This is a genomic window from Streptococcus sp. HMSC070B10 (assembly GCF_001808665.1).
Classification (GTDB): Bacteria; Bacillota; Bacilli; order Lactobacillales; family Streptococcaceae; genus Streptococcus.
On the sequence record NZ_KV794152.1, the window covers coordinates 52,242 to 71,126 of the forward strand.

The 18,885-nt window shown below is 37.8% G+C and carries 12 protein-coding genes and 1 tRNA gene; all 13 read left to right on the forward strand.

Annotated elements, in window-relative coordinates; all coding sequences use genetic code 11:
• Positions 1-212: 212 nt before the first annotated feature.
• The 13 genes from codY (at position 213) to HMPREF2613_RS01905 (ending at position 18,463) form a co-directional block, all read left to right on the forward strand.
• On the forward strand, positions 213-1,001 hold the full coding sequence (gene codY / locus HMPREF2613_RS01845; protein ID WP_000940738.1) for a GTP-sensing pleiotropic transcriptional regulator CodY: 789 nt from the start codon (positions 213-215) through the stop codon (positions 999-1,001).
• Entirely contained in the window at positions 1,001-1,576 is a 576-nt protein-coding gene (locus HMPREF2613_RS01850) for a cysteine hydrolase family protein (protein ID WP_070478573.1), read from the forward strand. The genes codY and HMPREF2613_RS01850 overlap by 1 nt, the downstream gene beginning before the upstream one ends.
• Positions 1,577-1,655: 79 nt before the next feature.
• Positions 1,656-1,741: transfer RNA gene (locus tag HMPREF2613_RS01855), tRNA-Leu, on the forward strand.
• A gap of 141 nt (positions 1,742-1,882) precedes the next feature.
• Entirely contained in the window at positions 1,883-3,160 is a 1,278-nt protein-coding gene (locus HMPREF2613_RS01860; RefSeq protein WP_070478575.1) for an ABC transporter permease, read from the forward strand.
• A gap of 12 nt (positions 3,161-3,172) precedes the next feature.
• Positions 3,173-3,820, forward strand: coding sequence for an ABC transporter ATP-binding subunit Vex2 (vex2, locus tag HMPREF2613_RS01865; protein ID WP_000173751.1), 648 nt, complete (start codon positions 3,173-3,175; stop codon positions 3,818-3,820).
• 161 nt (positions 3,821-3,981) lie between these two features.
• Positions 3,982-5,361, forward strand: a complete 1,380-nt coding sequence (vex3, locus tag HMPREF2613_RS01870) for an ABC transporter permease subunit Vex3 (RefSeq protein WP_070478577.1) — start codon at positions 3,982-3,984, stop codon at positions 5,359-5,361.
• A gap of 142 nt (positions 5,362-5,503) precedes the next feature.
• On the forward strand, positions 5,504-6,160 hold the full coding sequence (gene vncR / locus HMPREF2613_RS01875) for a response regulator transcription factor VncR (protein WP_054436138.1): 657 nt from the start codon (positions 5,504-5,506) through the stop codon (positions 6,158-6,160).
• Positions 6,157-7,485, forward strand: a complete 1,329-nt coding sequence (vncS, locus tag HMPREF2613_RS01880; protein WP_070478579.1) for a sensor histidine kinase VncS — start codon at positions 6,157-6,159, stop codon at positions 7,483-7,485. The genes vncR and vncS overlap by 4 nt, the downstream gene beginning before the upstream one ends.
• A gap of 140 nt (positions 7,486-7,625) precedes the next feature.
• On the forward strand, positions 7,626-8,507 hold the full coding sequence (locus HMPREF2613_RS01885; RefSeq protein ID WP_001018997.1) for a class II fructose-bisphosphate aldolase: 882 nt from the start codon (positions 7,626-7,628) through the stop codon (positions 8,505-8,507).
• A 282-nt stretch (positions 8,508-8,789) separates the two neighbouring features.
• Positions 8,790-9,782 (forward strand): ABC transporter ATP-binding protein, encoded by a 993-nt coding sequence (locus tag HMPREF2613_RS01890; protein ID WP_070478582.1) that lies wholly within the window; start codon positions 8,790-8,792, stop codon positions 9,780-9,782.
• A gap of 1 nt (position 9,783) precedes the next feature.
• Positions 9,784-10,602, forward strand: a complete 819-nt coding sequence (locus HMPREF2613_RS01895; RefSeq protein ID WP_070478584.1) for an ABC transporter permease — start codon at positions 9,784-9,786, stop codon at positions 10,600-10,602.
• Position 10,603: 1 nt separating this feature from the next.
• On the forward strand, positions 10,604-11,389 hold the full coding sequence (locus HMPREF2613_RS01900) for an ABC transporter permease (RefSeq protein ID WP_070478586.1): 786 nt from the start codon (positions 10,604-10,606) through the stop codon (positions 11,387-11,389).
• A 582-nt stretch (positions 11,390-11,971) separates the two neighbouring features.
• Entirely contained in the window at positions 11,972-18,463 is a 6,492-nt protein-coding gene (locus tag HMPREF2613_RS01905) for a S8 family serine peptidase (protein WP_070478588.1), read from the forward strand.
• Positions 18,464-18,885 lie beyond the last annotated feature (422 nt).

The window sequence follows — 18,885 nt, forward strand, 5'->3', positions numbered from 1 at the left end:
CGAATGGAAAAGAAAGATAAATAAAATAGATATATTATCTTCTTGTAATATTATAATACAAAAAAATAAGGAGCTTGTCAATAGAAAAGAAGAAAATTAATTAAAAATATTCTTGTTTTTTCAAATTGCAATTAAATAAGCAATTTTCAGATAATAATTGAAAATTCAAGCTGTTTATGTTATAATGATAGCGATTATATTCGAGGTGAAAAATGGCACATTTATTAGAAAAAACTAGAAAAATTACTTCTATCCTGAAGCGCTCAGAGGAGCAGTTGCAGGAAGAGCTTCCCTACAATGCAATTACCCGTCAATTGGCAGATATTATTGACTGTAACGCCTGTATCGTTAATAGCAAGGGACGTCTCCTTGGCTATTTTATGCGTTACAAAACCAATACAGATCGTGTAGAGCAATTCTTCCAAACTAAGATTTTCCCGGATGACTACATTCAAGGCGCGAACATGATCTACGATACAGAAGCCAATCTGACAGTTGATCATGATTTGAGTATTTTCCCTGTGGAAAGTCGTGCTGATTTTCCTGATGGCTTGACGACTATTGCACCGATTCATGTGTCAGGGATTCGTTTAGGTTCTTTGATTATTTGGCGCAATGATAAGAAATTCGAAGATGAGGACTTGATCCTTGTTGAGATTGCCAGTACCGTTGTTGGGATTCAGCTCCTCAACTTCCAACGTGAAGAAGATGAGAAAAATATCCGCCGTCGTACTGCTGTTACCATGGCGGTCAATACCCTTTCTTACTCAGAACTCCGTGCTGTTTCAGCTATTTTAGGGGAATTAAACGGAAACGAAGGTCAGTTGACTGCGTCCGTGATTGCAGACCGTATCGGTATTACCCGTTCTGTGATTGTCAATGCCCTTCGTAAACTTGAGTCTGCTGGGATTATTGAAAGTCGCTCACTTGGAATGAAGGGAACCTACCTTAAGGTCTTGATTTCAGATATTTTTGAAGAAGTGAAGAAAAGAGATTACTAATGACTAAGGCTTTAATTTCGATTGATTATACAGAAGATTTTGTGGCTGATAGTGGAAAATTGACAGCAGGTGCTCCAGCTCAGGCGATTTCGGATGCCATCAGCAAGGTGACTCGATTGGCTTTTGAAAGAGGAGATTACATCTTCTTTACCATCGATGCTCATGAGGAAAACGATTGTTTCCATCCAGAAAGCAAATTATTTCCTCCTCATAATTTGATTGGGACTAGTGGGCGTAATTTATACGGAGATTTGGGAGCTTTTTATCAAGAGCATGGTTCGGACAGTCGAGTCTTTTGGATGGATAAACGCCATTACTCAGCTTTTTCAGGTACTGACTTGGATATCCGTTTGAGGGAGCGTCGCGTGTCTACAGTTATTTTAACCGGAGTTTTGACGGATATCTGTGTCCTGCATACAGCTATAGATGCCTATAATTTAGGATATGATATCGAGATTGTTAAACCAGCCGTTGCTTCCATCTGGCCTGAAAATCATCAATTTGCCCTAGGTCATTTCAAAAACACACTTGGAGCTAAGTTAGTAGATGAAAATCTAAATGAACTTTCAGAGTAATTTGGTTGTGAAATGAAAAAAATTGAAAAAAAGTGTTGACAAGAATCCCAAAAGTTGATATACTAGTAAAGTAATCGACGCGGGGATGGCGGAATTGGCAGACGCGCAGGACTAAGGATCCTGTGACCGCTTTAGGTCGTGAGGGTTCAAGTCCCTCTCTCCGCATAGGATAAGAGTTAGCTTAGGCTAGCTCTTTTGTTTTTTTATTTAATTCAAGTAGAGCAAAAAATTTTTGCTCTTTTTTTGGATTTCATAAACATTTCATATTTGGATTTTATAATAGTCTTACAAATATGGAGGTGACAAATGAATCCAATCCAAAGAGCTTGGGCTTATGTCAGCAGAAAACGGCTGAGAAGTTTTATTTTATTTCTGATTTTATTTGTCCTATTAGGCGGAATTTCAGCCTGTTTGACTCTGATGAAGTCCAATAAAACAGTGGAAATCAATCTTTATAAATCACTCAATACATCTTTTTCTATTAAAAAGATAGAAAATGGTCAGACCTTCAAGTTGTCGGACTTATCATCCGTGAGCAAGATTAAGGGACTTGAAAATGTCTCTCCTGAACTCGAGACGGTCGCAAAACTAAAAGACAAGGAAGCGGTAAGTGGAGAGCAGAGCGTAGAACGTGATGATTTGTCAGCAGCGGACAAGAACTTGGTCAGCTTATCGGCTCTTGAGGATTCATCCAAGGATGTGAGCTTTACTAGTTCGGCTTTCAATCTAAAAGAAGGGCGACACCTTCAAAAAGGGGACTCCAAGAAAATCCTGATCCACGAAGAGTTGGCTAAGAAAAACGGTATTTCGCTTTATGACAAGATTGGCTTGGATGCTGGACAGTCAGAATCTGGAAAAGGACAGACAGTTGAGTTTGAAATTGTTGGGATCTTTTCTGGTAAAAAACAGGAGAAATTCACAGGCTTGTCATCTGACTTCAGTGAAAACCAGGTCTTTACAGACTATGAAAGCAGCCAAACCCTTCTGGGAAATAGTGAACCGCAGGTCAGTGCAGCGCACTTCTATGTAGAAAATCCTAAGGAAATGGACGGACTCATGAAGCAGGTTGAAAACTTGGCTTTGGAAAGTCAAGGTTACCAAGTTGAGAAGGAAAACAAGGCATTTGAACAAATCAAAGACTCAGTGGCAACCTTCCAAACCTTCCTCACCATCTTCCTTTATGGGATGTTGATAGCTGGAGCAGGAGCTTTGATTTTGGTCTTGTCCCTCTGGCTGAGAGAAAGGGTCTACGAAGTGGGAATCCTTCTGGCACTTGGAAAAGGTAAGAGCTCGATCTTCCTACAATTCTGTTTAGAGGTAGTTTTGGTATCTCTTGGTGCTTTGCTTCCAGCATTTGTTGCAGGAAACGCCATCACATCCTATCTACTCCAAACACTACTAGCAAGTGGAGATCAGGCAAGCTTACAAGATACACTAGCCAAAGCAAGTGGTTTATCAACCAGCACCCTATCCTTTGCAGAATCCTATGTTTTTCTAGTTCTGCTTAGTTGCTTGTCTGTAGCCCTTTGTTTCCTATTTTTATTTAGAAAATCACCGAAAGAAATTTTATCATCTATTAGTTAAGAAGGAGAAATCATGACTTTATTACAATTACAAGATGTTACCTACCGTTATAAGAACACTGCTGAAGCAGTCCTATATCAGATCAATTATAATTTTGAACCCGGGAAATTTTACAGTATTATTGGAGAATCAGGAGCAGGAAAATCCACTCTCTTATCCCTACTTGCTGGTCTAGATAGTCCTGTTGAAGGTTCTATCCTTTTCCAAGGAGAGGACATTCGTAAGAAGGGCTATTCTTACCATCGCATGCACCATATTTCCCTGGTCTTTCAAAATTATAATTTGATAGATTATCTTTCTCCACTGGAAAATATCCGCTTGGTCAACAAAAAGGCAAGCAAGGATACACTGCTTGAGCTTGGTTTGGATGAAAGTCAGATCAAGCGGAATGTTCTCCAGTTATCAGGTGGTCAACAACAACGTGTTGCCATTGCTCGTAGTTTGGTCTCAGAAGCTCCAGTTATTCTTGCAGATGAGCCAACGGGAAATCTGGATCCTAAAACTGCTGGAGATATTGTCGAACTGCTCAAATCACTTGCCCAGAAAACAGGTAAATGTGTCATCGTCGTAACTCACAGTAAAGAAGTGGCACAAGCGTCAGATATTACACTTGAGTTGAAGGACAAGAAACTGACTGAAACTCGCAATACGACGAAATAATATGAGCTTTTTCAGTTATACTCTTCGAAAATCAAATTCAAACCACGTCAGCGTCGTCTTACCGTACTCAAGTACAGCTTACGGCTAGCTTCCTAGTTTGCTTTTTGATTTTCATTGAGTATCAGAACTATAAAATAGAACAACATCTAGAAAGGGAACCTATGTTACACAATGCATTTGCCTATGTTACAAGGAAGTTTTTCAAATCGATTGTCATCTTCCTGATTATTCTCCTCATGGCGAGCTTGAGTTTGGTCGGCTTGTCGATCAAGGGAGCTACTGCCAAGGCTTCTCAGGAGACCTTTAAAAATATCACCAATAGCTTCTCCATGCAAATCAATCGTCGCGTCAATCAAGGAACGCCTCGTGGTGCTGGGAATATCAAGGGTGAAGATATCAAAAAAATCACCGAAAACAAGGCCATTGAGTCTTATGTTAAACGCATCAACGCTATCGGAGATTTGACTGGCTATGAACTCATCGAAACGCCAGAAACCAAGAAAAATTTGACACCTGACCGTGCCAAACATTTTGGAAGTAGCTTGATGATTACAGGTGTCAATGACTCCTCTAAAGAAGACAAGTTTGTCTCTGGTTCTTATAAACTGGTTGAAGGAGAGCACTTAACAAACGACGACAAGTATAAGATCCTCCTGCATAAGGACTTGGCAGCCAAACACGGCTGGAAAGTCGGGGATAAGGTCAAACTAGACTCTAATATCTACGATGCAGACAATGAAAAAGGAGCCAAGGAAACAGTCGAAGTGACAATCAAGGGACTCTTTGATGGTCACAATAAGTCGGCAGTAACCTACTCACAAGAACTATACGAAAACACAGCTATCACAGACATCCATACAGCTGCTAAACTATATGGTTATACAGAAGAAACGGCTATCTATGGGGACGCAACCTTCTTTGTAACAGCGGACAAGAACTTGGATGATGTTATGAAAGAGTTGAATGGCATCAGTGGTATCAACTGGAAGAGCTATACACTCGTTAAGAGCTCATCTAACTACCCAGCTCTTGAGCAATCCATTTCTGGTATGTACAAGATGGCTAACCTCCTCTTCTGGGGAAGCTTGAGCTTCTCAGTTCTTCTCCTTGCCCTCTTACTCAGCCTTTGGATCAACGCTCGTCGCAAGGAGGTGGGAATTCTCCTCTCTATCGGTCTCAAGCAGGCAAGTATCTTGGGTCAATTTATTACAGAATCCATCTTAATTGCCATCCCTGCTCTTGTTTCTGCTTACTTCTTAGCTACTCACACAGCGCGTGCAATCGGAAATACTGTTCTTGCCAATGTCACTTCAGGTGTTGCCAAGCAAGCCAGCAAGGCTGCTCAAGCCTCTAACCTTGGTGGTGGTGCAGAAGTAGATGGCTTTAGTAAGACCTTGTCGAGCCTAGATATTTCCATTCAGACATCAGACTTTATCATCGTTTTTGTTCTTGCTTTAGTTCTAGTGGTTCTCGTTATGGCGCTTGCCTCAAGCAATCTCCTAAGAAAACAACCAAAAGATCTCTTGCTGGATAGCGAATAAAAAACTTGCTACCTATTCTCCCCTAAATGGGGTATAATATAGGTAGCATTTTTATCTATTTTATCTTGATAAGGCCTCTTCCTTTCAGGATGAAATTGAGATGATTTACAAGAAATTTAAAGGAATGTGAAACGTTTTTTCTATGAAAATTTTAATTGTAGAAGATGAAGAGATGATCCGTGAGGGGGTCAGTGATTATTTGACGGATTGTGGTTATGAAACCATTGAGGCGGCGGATGGTCAGGAAGCCTTAGAGCAATTTTCTAGCTATGAAGTAGCCTTGGTTTTACTGGATATCCAAATGCCTAAGCTCAATGGTCTGGAAGTGCTAGCTGAGATTCGCAAAACCAGTCAGGTTCCTGTCTTGATGCTGACCGCCTTTCAGGATGAGGAATACAAGATGAGTGCTTTTGCTTCTCTGGCAGATGGCTATCTGGAAAAGCCTTTTTCTCTGTCCCTCTTAAAAGTAAGAGTAGACGCGATTTTCAAGCGTTACTACGATACAGGACGAATCTTCTCCTATAAGGATGCCAAGGTGGATTTTGAGAGTTACAGTGCAAGCCTAGCAGGTCAAGAAGTGGCCATCAATGCCAAAGAGTTGGAAATTCTGGACTATCTGGTGAAAAATGAAGGACGGGCCTTGACTCGGTCTCAGATAATCGATGCGGTCTGGAAAGCGACAGATGAGGTTCCCTTTGACCGTGTCATTGATGTCTATATCAAGGAACTGCGGAAAAAGTTAGACTTGGACTGCATCCTCACTGTGCGCAATGTTGGTTATAAATTGGAGCGAAAATGAAACGAACAGGTTTATTTACAAAGATATTTATCTATACCTTCTCGATATTTAGTGTTCTGGTTATCTGCCTTCATTTGGCTATTTATTTTCTTTTTCCTTCGACTTATCTGAGTCATCGTCAGGAAACCATTGGTCAGAAAGCGACAGCCATTGCCCAGTCCCTAGAAGGTAAGGATAGGCAGAGCATCGAGCAAGTGTTAGACTTGTATTCTCAGACTAGTGATATCAAGGGGACCGTCAAGGGCGAGATGACCGAGGACAAGTTAGAAGTCAAGGACAGTCTTCCTCTGGATACAGACCGCCAGACAACCTCTCTTTTTATCGAGGAGCGCGAGGTGAAAACGCAAGACGGTGGTGCAATGACACTCCAGTTTCTAGCTTCCATGGATTTGCAAAAGGAAGCAGAGCAAATCAGTCTCCAGTTTCTTCCCTATACCTTGCTGGCATCCTTTCTGATTTCCCTCTTGGTGGCCTACATCTATGCTCGGACCATTGTTGCTCCAATATTAGAAATCAAGCGAGTGACCCGTCGGATGATGGAACTAGATACCCAAGTACGATTGCGCGTGGACTCTAAGGATGAGATTGGGGATCTCAAGGAGCAGATCAATAGCCTCTACCAGCATCTTTTGACTGTTATTGCGGACTTGCATGACAAGAACGAAGCCATTCTCCGGCTAGAGAAGATGAAGGTCGAATTTCTACGAGGGGCTTCTCATGAACTGAAAACACCACTGGCTAGTTTGAAAATCCTGATCGAAAACATGAAAGAAAATGTCGGACGTTATAAGGATAGAGACCACTATCTGGGGATTGCCTTGGGGATTGTGGATGAGCTCAATCACCACGTTCTCCAGATACTTTCTCTCTCGTCTGTGCAGGAATTGCGAGATGATAGGGAAGAAATTGATTTGCTCCAGATGACGCAAAGTCTAGTCAAGGATTATGCCTTGCTAGCCAAGGAAAGAGAGCTTCAGATTGATAATAGCTTGTCCCATCAGCAGGCTTATATAAATCCATCAGTTATGAAGTTGATCCTATCTAATCTCATTAGCAATGCCATCAAGCACTCCATTCCAGGTGGCTTGGTTCGCATTGGCGAAAGAGAAGGGGAACTTTTTATCGAGAATAGCTGTAGTCCAGAAGAACAAGAAAAACTGGCCCAGTCTTTTTCTGACAATGCTAGTCGCAAGGCCAAAGGGTCGGGGATGGGGCTCTTTGTGGTCAAAAGTTTATTAGAACATGAAAAATTAGCTTATCGTTTTGAAATGCAGGAGAATCGCTTAACCTTCTTCATAGCTTTTCCAAAAGTCTCCCAAGACTAGGGAGAGAAAGGGTTTACATAGATGAAGCTAGAAGAAATTCAATCGAAACTGCGGGAAAAACTAGATTTTTTTGTCAAAAAGTGATAAAATGAACAATGTAAATGGGATGACCCATAAAAATATACAGGAGGCCTGATAAAATGGCAATCGTTTCAGCAGAAAAATTTGTCCAAGCAGCTCGTGACAACGGTTATGCAGTTGGTGGATTTAACACAAACAACCTTGAGTGGACTCAAGCTATCTTGCGCGCAGCAGAAGCTAAAAAAGCTCCAGTTTTGATCCAAACTTCAATGGGTGCTGCTAAATACATGGGTGGTTACAAAGTTGCTCGCAACTTGATCGCTAACCTTGTTGAATCAATGGGTATCACTGTACCAGTAGCTATCCACCTTGACCACGGTCACTACGAAGATGCACTTGAGTGTATCGAAGTTGGTTACACTTCAATCATGTTTGACGGTTCACACCTTCCAGTTGAAGAAAACCTTAAATTGGCTAAAGACGTTGTTGAAAAAGCACACGCTAAAGGTATCTCAGTAGAAGCTGAAGTTGGTACTATCGGTGGTGAAGAAGACGGAATCATCGGTAAAGGTGAATTGGCTCCAATCGAAGACGCTAAAGCAATGGTTGAAACTGGTATCGACTTCTTGGCAGCTGGTATCGGTAACATCCACGGTCCTTACCCAGCAAACTGGGAAGGTCTTGACCTTGACCACTTGCAAAAATTGACAGAAGCTCTTCCTGGATTCCCAATCGTATTGCACGGTGGATCAGGTATCCCTGATGAGCAAATCCAAGCAGCTATCAAACTTGGTGTTGCGAAAGTTAACGTTAACACTGAATGCCAAATCGCATTCGCTAACGCAACTCGTAAATTTGCTCGTGACTACGAAGCAAACGAAGCAGAATACGACAAGAAAAAACTCTTCGACCCACGTAAATTCTTGGCTGACGGTGTAAAAGCTATCCAAGCATCAGTTGAAGAACGTATTGACGTATTCGGTTCAGAAGGTAAAGCTTAATCTAGCTGAACAATACAGATGAAACCTGCCCATTGGGTGGGTTTTTTGTGTTTTAAGGAAACTATCAAGCCAGAATTTTTGAATAAAAGTATTATTTTAAGAGAGGAATCTCTAATTTTATAAACTTTAGGCAAACGCTTGCATTCTGTTTTTTATTGGACTATAATAGGTTGGTATAAAGCCTTTTGTAGTAATAAAATGTAGAAGGTGTAGAAAGTAAGGATTTAGAATGTTTGTAGTCAAAAACACAACGTTGCTATTCCTTGCGCTAGGGAGAGATTTATGGCAATGATAGAAGTGGAACATCTTCAGAAAAATTTTGTGAAGACTGTCAAGGAACCAGGTTTGAAGGGGGCATTGCGCTCCTTTATTCATCCTGAAAAGCAGACCTTTGAAGCGGTCAAGGATTTGACCTTTGAGGTACCAAAGGGACAGATTCTAGGCTTTATCGGCGCTAATGGTGCTGGAAAGTCGACAACCATTAAAATGCTGACAGGAATTTTAAAGCCGACATCAGGTTTTTGTCGTATTAACGGCAAGATTCCCCAGGACAATCGCCAAGATTATGTCAAGGATATTGGAGTGGTCTTTGGGCAAAGAACCCAGTTGTGGTGGGATTTGGCTCTACAAGAGACCTACACAGTCTTAAAGGAGATTTACGATGTCCCAGACTCGCTCTTTCATAAGCGTATGGACTTTTTGAATGAGGTCTTGGATTTGAAGGACTTTATCAAAGACCCCGTGCGGACTCTTTCACTAGGTCAACGGATGCGGGCGGATATTGCAGCTTCCTTGCTCCACAATCCTAAAGTTCTCTTTTTAGATGAACCGACCATAGGTCTGGATGTTTCCGTCAAGGATAACATTCGTCGAGCCATTACCCAGATCAATCAGGAGGAAGAGACTACTATTCTCTTGACCACTCACGATCTGAGTGATATTGAGCAACTTTGTGATCGGATTTTCATGATTGACAAGGGGCAGGAGATTTTTGATGGAACGGTTAGCCAGCTCAAGGAAACCTTTGGCAAGATGAAGACTCTTTCCTTTGAATTGGTGCCAGGGCAAAGTCATCTCCTTTCTCACTATGAAGGCTTTCCTGATATGACTATTGATAGACAAGGAAATAGCCTCAACATTGAATTTGATAGTTCCCGCTACCAGTCGGCTGATATTATCAAGCAAACCCTGTCTGATTTTGAAATCCGCGATTTGAAGATGGTGGATACGGATATCGAGGATATTATCCGTCGCTTCTATCGAAAGGAGCTCTAAGATGGTCAAATTGTGGAGACGTTATAAGCCCTTTATCAATGCAGGGATTCAGGAATTGATCACCTATCGAGTCAACTTTCTTCTCTATCGGATTGGAGATGTTATGGGGGCTTTTGTCGCTTTCTATCTCTGGAAGGCAGTCTTTGATTCCTCGCAAGAGTCCTTGATTCAAGGCTTTAGTATGGCAGATATCACCCTCTACATCATCATGAGTTTTGTGACCAATCTTCTGACTAGGTCGGATTCTTCCTTTATGATCGGGGAGGAGGTCAAGGACGGCTCCATTATCATGCGCTTGCTGAGACCAGTGCATTTTGCGGCCTCTTACCTTTTCACCGAACTTGGCTCCAAGTGGTTGATTTTTATCTCTGTTGGACTGCCATTTTTAAGTGTCATTGTCTTGATGAAAATCTTATCAGGACAAGGGATTGTAGAAGTGCTGGGATTAACCATCCTTTATCTCTTTAGCTTAACCCTAGCCTACCTAATCAACTTTTTCTTTAATATCTGCTTTGGATTTTCAGCCTTTGTGTTTAAAAATCTATGGGGTTCCAATCTACTCAAGACTTCCATAGTGGCCTTTATGTCTGGAAGTCTGATTCCCTTGGCTTTCTTTCCAAAGGTGGTTTCAGATATTCTCTCCTTCCTGCCTTTTTCATCCTTGATTTATACTCCGGTTATGATTATTGTTGGGAAATACGATGCTAGTCAGATTCTTCAGGCACTCGCTTTGCAGTTTTTCTGGCTCTTAGTGATGGTGGGCTTGTCTCAGTTAATTTGGAAACGAGTCCAGTCCTTTATTACCATTCAGGGAGGTTAGTATGAAAAAATATCAACGCATGCATCTGATTTTTATCAGACAATACATCAAGCAAATCATGGAATACAAGGTTGATTTTGTGGTTGGTGTGCTAGGAGTTTTTCTAACCCAAGGCTTGAACCTCTTGTTTCTCAATGTCATTTTTCAACACATTCCATCACTAGAAGGTTGGACTTTTCAAGAAATCGCCTTTATCTATGGATTTTCCTTGATTCCCAAGGGACTGGACCATCTCTTTTTTGACAATCTCTGGGCGTTAGGACAACGTTTGGTGCGAAAAGGGGAGTTTGATAAGTACCTGACTCGTCCTATCAATCCTCTCTTTCACATCCTAGTTGAAACCTTTCAGATTGATGCCTTGGGCGAACTCTTGGTCGGTGGGATCCTACTAGCGACAACGGTATCTAGCATTGCTTGGACTCTTCCAAAATTCCTGCTTTTCCTAGTTTGTATTCCTTTTGCGACCTTGATTTATACTTCCTTGAAAATCGCGACAGCCAGCATCGCTTTTTGGACCAAGCAATCAGGAGCTATGATTTACATTTTTTATATGTTTAATGATTTTGCCAAGTACCCGATTTCTATTTACAATTCTCTTCTACGATGGTTGATTAGCTTTATCGTTCCATTTGCCTTTACGGCCTACTATCCTGCTAGCTATTTCTTGCAGGACAAGGATGTAATCTTTAACATCGGAGGTTTGATGTTGATTTCTCTGGTTTTCTTTGTCATTTCCCTTAGACTTTGGGATAGGGGCTTGGATGCCTACGAAAGTGCAGGTTCGTAAATAATAGAATATCAAAGCCTTGTCTCAGGACAGGCTTTTTTTAATAGAGATGAAAATTCCTTGACATCTATTCTCAGAGTGCTATACTGTAAGTGTAATCGCCGATTTAGCTCATTCGCTAGAGCAAGAGAGTCGTAAAGCCTAGGTCACAGGTGAACATATGACTGAGGATTTGAAAAATTAGATATGTAGAAAATAACCGTTAAGCCTAGTTCTTATCGGTTATTTATTTTGTTTAATAGTATTGTTATTGCATCAATGATGTCTGTCTTTGTGATTCTGGTAGTGCTTCAACTTACTTGCTATTATTTTTGATGGTGTGAATGTGCTGATAATGTATTCCAGTTAACTACGAAATTTTTATATCTTTTTAACACATATTAAAAATAAAATTAATACCCCTTAATTTTTCTTGACTTAAATTTTTTTAATTGATATACTATTTTTCAGAGAGCTAACAATTATATATAAATGTACTACTCTATTTCCTAGATAATACTTAGTAAAACTTTTTATAACAAAGGCTAGCAAAGTTAAAGTTTTCTATCTATTGGAAGTTAAATAAATATGTAAGGAATTAAAATGAAAAAAAGTACAGTATTGTCATTAACCACAGCTGCAGTTATTTTAGCAGCATATGTCCCTAATGAGGTAGTTTTAGCAGACACATCTAGCTCTGAAGATGCTTTAAATATCTCTGATAAAGAAAAAGTAGTAGGTAAACAAAAAGAAAACAAAGAAAAACATGAAGATATTCATAATGCTATAGAAACTTCAAAGGATACTGAAGAGAAGAAAACAACAGTTATTGAAGAAAAAGAAGTTGTTAGTAAAGAATCTGTGATAGATAATAAAACTAACAATGAAAAAGTAACAATCAAAAAAGAAGATTCCAATCAATACAAAGGAGATAATGCAGACTCGTCTGCAAGTAAAGACACAGAAAGTCCCAAAAAAGAAGATAGACTTGTCTATATTGCTGAATTTAAAGATAAAGAATCTGGAGAAAAAGCAATCAAGGAACTATCAAATCTTAAGAATACAAAAGTTTTATATACTTATGATAGAATTTTTAACGGTAGCGCTATTGAAACAACCAAAGATACTCTGGACAAAATTAAGCTAATAGAAGGTATTTCATCGGTTGAAAGGTCACAAAAAGTCCAACCTATGATGAATCATGCTAGAAAAGAAATTGGAGTTGAAGAAGCAATCGATTACCTAAAATCTATCAATGCACCATTTGGGAAAAACTTTGATGGCAGAGGTATGGTTATTTCAAATATCGATACGGGGACAGATTATAGGCATAAGGCTATGAGAATAGATGATGATGCCAAAGGCTCAATGAGATTTAAAAAAGAAGACTTAAAAGGTACTGATAAAAATTTCTGGTTGAGTGATAAAATTCCTCATGCTTTCAATTATTATAATGGTGGTAAAATTACTGTAGAAAAAGCTGATGATGGAAGCGATTATTTTGATCCACATGGGATGCATATTGCAGGGATTCTTGCGGGAAATGATACTGAAAAAGATATCAAAAACTTTAACGGAATAGATGGAATTGCGCCTAATGCACAGATCTTCTCTTATAAAATGTACTCTGATGCAGGATCTGGCTTCGCAGGAGATGAAACAATGTTTCATGCTATTGAAGATTCGATCAAACACAATGTCGATGTTGTTTCGGTATCATCTGGCTTTACAGGAACAGGTCTTGTAGGTGAGAAATATTGGCAAGCTATTAGAGCGTTAAGAAAAGCAGGCATTCCAATGGTTGTAGCTACGGGTAACTATGCAACTTCTGCTTCAAGTTCTTCATGGGATTTAGTGGCAAATAATAATCTGAAAATGACCGACACTGGAAATGTAACACGAACTGCAGCACATGAAGATGCGATAGCAGTTGCTTCTGCTAAAAATCAAACAGTTGAGTTTGACAAAGTTAAGATTGGAGGAGAAAGTTTTAAATACAGAAATATAGGGGCCTTTTTCGATAAGAATAAAATCATAACAAACGAAGATGGTTCAAAAGCTCCTAGTAAATTGAAATTTGTATATATAGGCAAAGGTCAAGACCAAGATTTGATAGGTTTGGATCTTAAGGGCAAAATTGCAGTAATGGATAGAATTTATACAAAGGATTTAAAAAATGCTTTTAAACGAGCAACGGATAAGGGTGCACGCGCCATTATGGTTGTAAATACTGTAAATTACTACAATAGAGATAATTGGACAGAGCTCCCAGCTATGGGATATGAGGAGGATGAAGGAACTACTAGTCAAGTTTTCTCAATTTCAGGAGATGATGGTGTAAAGTTATGGAACATGATTAACCCTGATAAAAAAACTAAAGTCAAAAGAAATAATAAAGAAGATTTTAAAGATAAATTGGAGCAATACTATCCAATTGATATGGCAAGCTATAATTCTAATAAACCGAATGTAGGTGACGAAAAAGAGATTGACTTTAAGTTTGCATCTGACACAGACAAAGAACTGTATAAAGAAGATATCATAGTTCCAGCAGGGTCCACATCTTGGGGACCGAGAACAGATTTACTTTTAAAGCCTGATGTCTCGGCACCTGGTAAAAACATTAAATCTACTCTCAATGTCATTAATGGTAAATCAACTTATGGCTATATGTCAGGAACTAGTATGGCAACTCCAATCGTGGCAGCTTCTACTGTTTTGATTAGACCAAAGTTAAAGGAAATGCTTGAAAGACCTGTATTGAAAAATCTTAAGGGAGATGACAAAATAGATCTTACAAGTCTTACAAAAATAGCCCTACAAAATACTGCACGCCCTATGATGGATGCGACTTCTTGGAAAGAAAAAAGTCAATACTTTGCATCACCTAGACAACAGGGGGCAGGCTTAATTAATGTTGCCAATGCTTTGAGAAATGAAGTTGTAGCGACTTTCAAAAACACAGATTCTAAAGGTTTAGTAAACTCTTATGGTTCTATTTCTCTTAAAGAAATAAAAGGAGATAAAAAATATTTTACAATTAAGCTTCACAATACATCAAACAGACCTTTGACCTTTAAAGTTTCAGCATCTGCTATAACTACAGATGCTCTAACTGACAGACTCAAACTGGATGAAACATATAAAGATGAAAAATCTTCAGATGGGAAACAAATTGTTCCAGAAATTCACCCAGAAAAAGTCAAAGGAGCAAATATTACATTTGAGCATGATACTTTCACTATAGGCCCAAATTCTAGCTTTGATTTAAATGCGGTTATAAATGTTGGAGAAGCTAAAAACAAAAATAAATTTGTAGAATCATTTATTCATTTTGAGTCAGTGGAAGAAATGGAAGCTCTGAACTCCAATGGGAAGAAAACAAATTTCCAACCTTCTTTATCGATGCCTCTAATGGGATTTGCTGGGAATTGGAACCACGAACCAATCCTTGATAAATGGGCCTGGGAAGAAGGGTCAAAATCAAAAACAATGGAAGGTTATGATGATGATGGTAAACCGAAAATTCCAGGAACCTTAAATAAGGGGATTGGTGGAGAACATGGTATAGATAAATTTAATCCAGCAGGAGTTATACAAAATAGAAAAGATAAAAATACAACATCCCTAGATCAAAATCCAGAATTATTTGCTTTCAATAACGAAGGGATCAACGCACCATCATCAAGTGGTTCTAAGATTGCTAAAATTTATCCTTTAGATTCAAATGGAAATCCTCAAGATGCTCAACTTGAGAGAGGATTAACGCCTTCTCCCCTTGTATTAAGAAGTGCAGAAGAAGGATTGATTTCAATAGTAAATACAAATAAAGAGGGAGAAAATCAAATCGACTTAAAAGTCATTTCGAGAGAACACTTTATTAAAGGAATTTTAAACTCTAAAAGAAATGATGCAAAGGGAATCAAATCTTCTAAACTAAAAGTTTGGGGTGACTTGAAATGGGATGGACTCATTTATAACCCTAGAGGTAGAGAAGAAAATGCACCAGAAAGCAAGGATACCAAAGATCCTGCTACTAAGATAAGAGGTCAATTTGAACCGATTGCAGAAGGTCAATATTTCTATAAATTTAAATATAGATTAACTAAAGATTATCCATGGCAGGTTTCCTATATTCCTGTAAAAATTGATAACACAGCCCCTAAGATTGTTTCGATTGATTTTTCAAATCCTGAAAAAATTAAGTTGATTACAAAGGATACTTATCATAAGGTAAAAGAGCAATACAAGAATGAAACTTTATTTGCGAGAGATCAGAAAGAACATCCTGAAAAATTTGACGAGATTGCCAACGAAGTTTGGTATGCTGGCGCCGCTCTTGTTAATGAAGATGGAGAGGTTGAGAAAAATCTTGAAGTAACTTATGCAGGTGAGGGTCAAGGAAGAAATAGAAAACTTGACAAAGACGGAAATACCATTTATGAAATTAATGGTGCAGGAGATTTAAGAGGAAAAATCATTGAAGTCATTGCATTAGATGGATCTAGCAATTTCACAAAGATTCATAGAATTAAATTTGCTGATCATGCTGATGAAAAGGGGATGATTTCCTATTATCTAGTAGATCCTGATCAAGATTCATCTAAATACCAAAAGCTTGGCGAGATTGCCGAATCTAAATTTAAAAATTTAGAAAATAGAAAAGAGGGTAGTCTTAAAAAAAATACAACTGAAGTAGAACATCATCAAGGAAATGAAGAGTCTATCGAAGAAAAATCTAGCTTTACTATCAATAAAGCCATTTCAACAATTAGAGACTTTGAAAGCAAAGACTTAAAGAAACTCATTAAAAAGAAATTTAGAGAAGTTGATGACTTTACAAGTGAAACTGGTAAGAGAACAGAGGAATACGATTATAAATACGATGATAAGGGAAATATCATTGCTTATGACGATGGTAGTGCCTTAGAATATGAAACTGAAAAACTTGACGAAATCAAATCAAAAATTTATGGTGTTCTAAGCCCATCTAAAGATGGACACTTTGAAATTCTTGGAAAGATAAGTAATGTTTCTAAAAATGCCAAGGTATATTATGGAAATAACTATAAATCGATAGAAATCAAAACGACCAAGTATGATTCGCATTCAAAAACGATGACATTTGATTTATACGCTAATGTTAATGATATTGTGGATGGTTTAGCTTTTGCAGGAGATATGAGATTCTTTGTTAAAGATGATGATCAGATAAAAGCTGAGACTAAAATTAGAATGCCTGAAAAAAATAAGGAAACTAAAACGGAATATCCCTATGCATCAAGTTATGGGAATGTCATAGAATTAGGAGAAGGAGATCTTTCGAAAAACAAACCAAACAATTTAACGGACATGGAATCTGGTAAAATCTATGCTGATTCAGAAAAACAACAATATCTATTAAAGGATAACATCATTCTAAGAAAAGGCTATGCACTAAAAGTGACTACCTATAATCCTGGAAAAACGGATATGTTAGAAGGAAATGGAGTTTATAGCCAGGAAGATATAGCAAAAATCCAAAAGGCCAATCCTAATCTAAGAGTCTTATCAGAAAAAATAATTTATGCTGATAGTAGAAATGTTGAAGATGGAAGAAGTACTCAACCAGTATTAATGTCGGCTTTGGACGGCTTTAACATTGTAAGGTATCAAGTGTTTACATTTAAAATGAATGATAAAGGGGAAGCAATCGATAAAGATGGAAATCTTGTGACAGATTCTTCTAAACTTGTATTATTTGGTAAGGATGGTAAAGAGTATACTGGGGAGGATAAGTCCAATGTAGAAGCTATAAAAGAAGATGGCTCTACGTTATTTATTGATGCAAAACCAGTAAATCTTTCAATGGACAAGAACTACTTTAATCCATCTAAATCTAATAAAATTTATGTACGAAATCCAGAATTCTATTTAAGAGGTAAGATTTCTGATAAGGGTGGTTTTAACTGGGAGTTGAGAGTTAATGAATCGGTTGTAGATAATTATTTAATCTATGGAGATTTACACATTGATAACACTAGAGATTTTAACATTAAGCTTAATGTTAAAGATGGTGACATCATGGACTGGGGGATGAAAGACTATAAAGCAAACGGATTCCCAGATAAGGTAACTGATATGGATGGAAACGTTTATCTTCAAACTGGCTATAGTGATTTGAATGCGAAAGCGGTTGGAGTACACTATCAATTTTTATATGATAATGTAAAACCTGAAGTAAGCATTGATCCTAAGGGAAATACTAGTATCGAATATGCTAATGGAAAATCTGTAGTCTTTAATATCAATGATAAAAGAAATAATGGATTCGATGGTGAGATTCAAGAACAACATATTTATGTAAATGGAAAAGAATATAAATCATTTGCTGATATTAAACAAATAGCAGATAAGACACTAAACATTAAGATTGTTGTAAAAGATTTCGCAAGAAATACGACTGTAAAAGAATTCATTTTAAACAAAGATACGGGAGAGGTAAGTGAATTAAAACCTCAGATGGTAACTGTGACCATTCAAAATGGAAAAGAAATGAGTTCAACGATAGTGTCGGAAGAAGATTTCATTTTACCTGTCTATATGGGCGAATCAGAAAAAGGATATCAATTTGATGGCTGGGAAATTGCTGGTTTCGAAGGGAAAAAAGACGTTGGCTATGTTCTTAATCTATCAAAAGATACCCTTATAAAACCTGTATTCAAGAAAATAGAGGAGAAAAAGGAGGAGGAAAATAAACCTACTTTTGATGTATCCAAAAAGAAAGATAAGCCACAGGTAAATCCTAGTCAATTAAATCAAAGTCATAGAAAAGGGGACTTACAAAGAGCAAATCATTCACAAAAATCTGATTCAACTAAGGATGTTACAACTACAGTTCTTGATAAAAACTTTGAAAATAAGAAGGAAGTCCATCTTAATGAACAAGAGAATATAGCTAATAAACATACTAACATTGATAGTAAGTCGGATACTAACCATTCTGACAAGTTGCCAAAAACCGGAACAGTTAGAGCAGTTCTTACACCATTCATTGCTGGAATATTGTTTATAGTAGGAGCACTTCTTGGATTGAAGAAAAAAGATCAAGATTAAGACAAAATCTATAGAAAAGATGTTTATGTGTTGAGATTAGATACTGTGATGGTTAAACAGTTTGCTGACAATTACTATTTAATACTTAATTCTTAAGTTTACATTGACAATTATACACTCTTAGAATGTATTAATGGCCTTCATTTAGATAACAAAAAATCTTCTTATTACAGATAGGAAGATTTTTTGAATTTTACCAATTTCACAAAATACAGTATCGAACTATATATTAAAAATTGTATTTTTAATATTATCGTAAAAACTCAAGATTTATTTGATGAAGTACAGTCTAATTTTCTCAAATTGAATCCTAACAAGCGTGAGATAATTTCTTGATTTAATCACTTTGGGGTTATTTATTTTAAGTATAGTCTATATGCAATATGATAAGTAAATATGCCTATTAGATTTTTTATAAACAT

What these genes read in the sequence shown, in the direction of transcription:
- vncR (WP_054436138.1), top strand. Translation starts at nt 5,504, where the DNA reads ATGAAAATTTTAATTGTAGAAGATGAAGAGATGATCCGTGAGGGGGTC.
- HMPREF2613_RS01885 (WP_001018997.1), top strand. Translation starts at nt 7,626, where the DNA reads ATGGCAATCGTTTCAGCAGAAAAATTTGTCCAAGCAGCTCGTGACAAC.
- HMPREF2613_RS01895 (WP_070478584.1), top strand. Translation starts at nt 9,784, where the DNA reads ATGGTCAAATTGTGGAGACGTTATAAGCCCTTTATCAATGCAGGGATT.
- codY (WP_000940738.1), top strand. Translation starts at nt 213, where the DNA reads ATGGCACATTTATTAGAAAAAACTAGAAAAATTACTTCTATCCTGAAG.
- HMPREF2613_RS01905 (WP_070478588.1), top strand. Translation starts at nt 11,972, where the DNA reads ATGAAAAAAAGTACAGTATTGTCATTAACCACAGCTGCAGTTATTTTA.
- vex3 (WP_070478577.1), top strand. Translation starts at nt 3,982, where the DNA reads ATGTTACACAATGCATTTGCCTATGTTACAAGGAAGTTTTTCAAATCG.
- HMPREF2613_RS01860 (WP_070478575.1), top strand. Translation starts at nt 1,883, where the DNA reads ATGAATCCAATCCAAAGAGCTTGGGCTTATGTCAGCAGAAAACGGCTG.
- HMPREF2613_RS01900 (WP_070478586.1), top strand. Translation starts at nt 10,604, where the DNA reads ATGAAAAAATATCAACGCATGCATCTGATTTTTATCAGACAATACATC.
- vncS (WP_070478579.1), top strand. Translation starts at nt 6,157, where the DNA reads ATGAAACGAACAGGTTTATTTACAAAGATATTTATCTATACCTTCTCG.
- HMPREF2613_RS01890 (WP_070478582.1), top strand. Translation starts at nt 8,790, where the DNA reads ATGGCAATGATAGAAGTGGAACATCTTCAGAAAAATTTTGTGAAGACT.
- HMPREF2613_RS01850 (WP_070478573.1), top strand. Translation starts at nt 1,001, where the DNA reads ATGACTAAGGCTTTAATTTCGATTGATTATACAGAAGATTTTGTGGCT.
- vex2 (WP_000173751.1), top strand. Translation starts at nt 3,173, where the DNA reads ATGACTTTATTACAATTACAAGATGTTACCTACCGTTATAAGAACACT.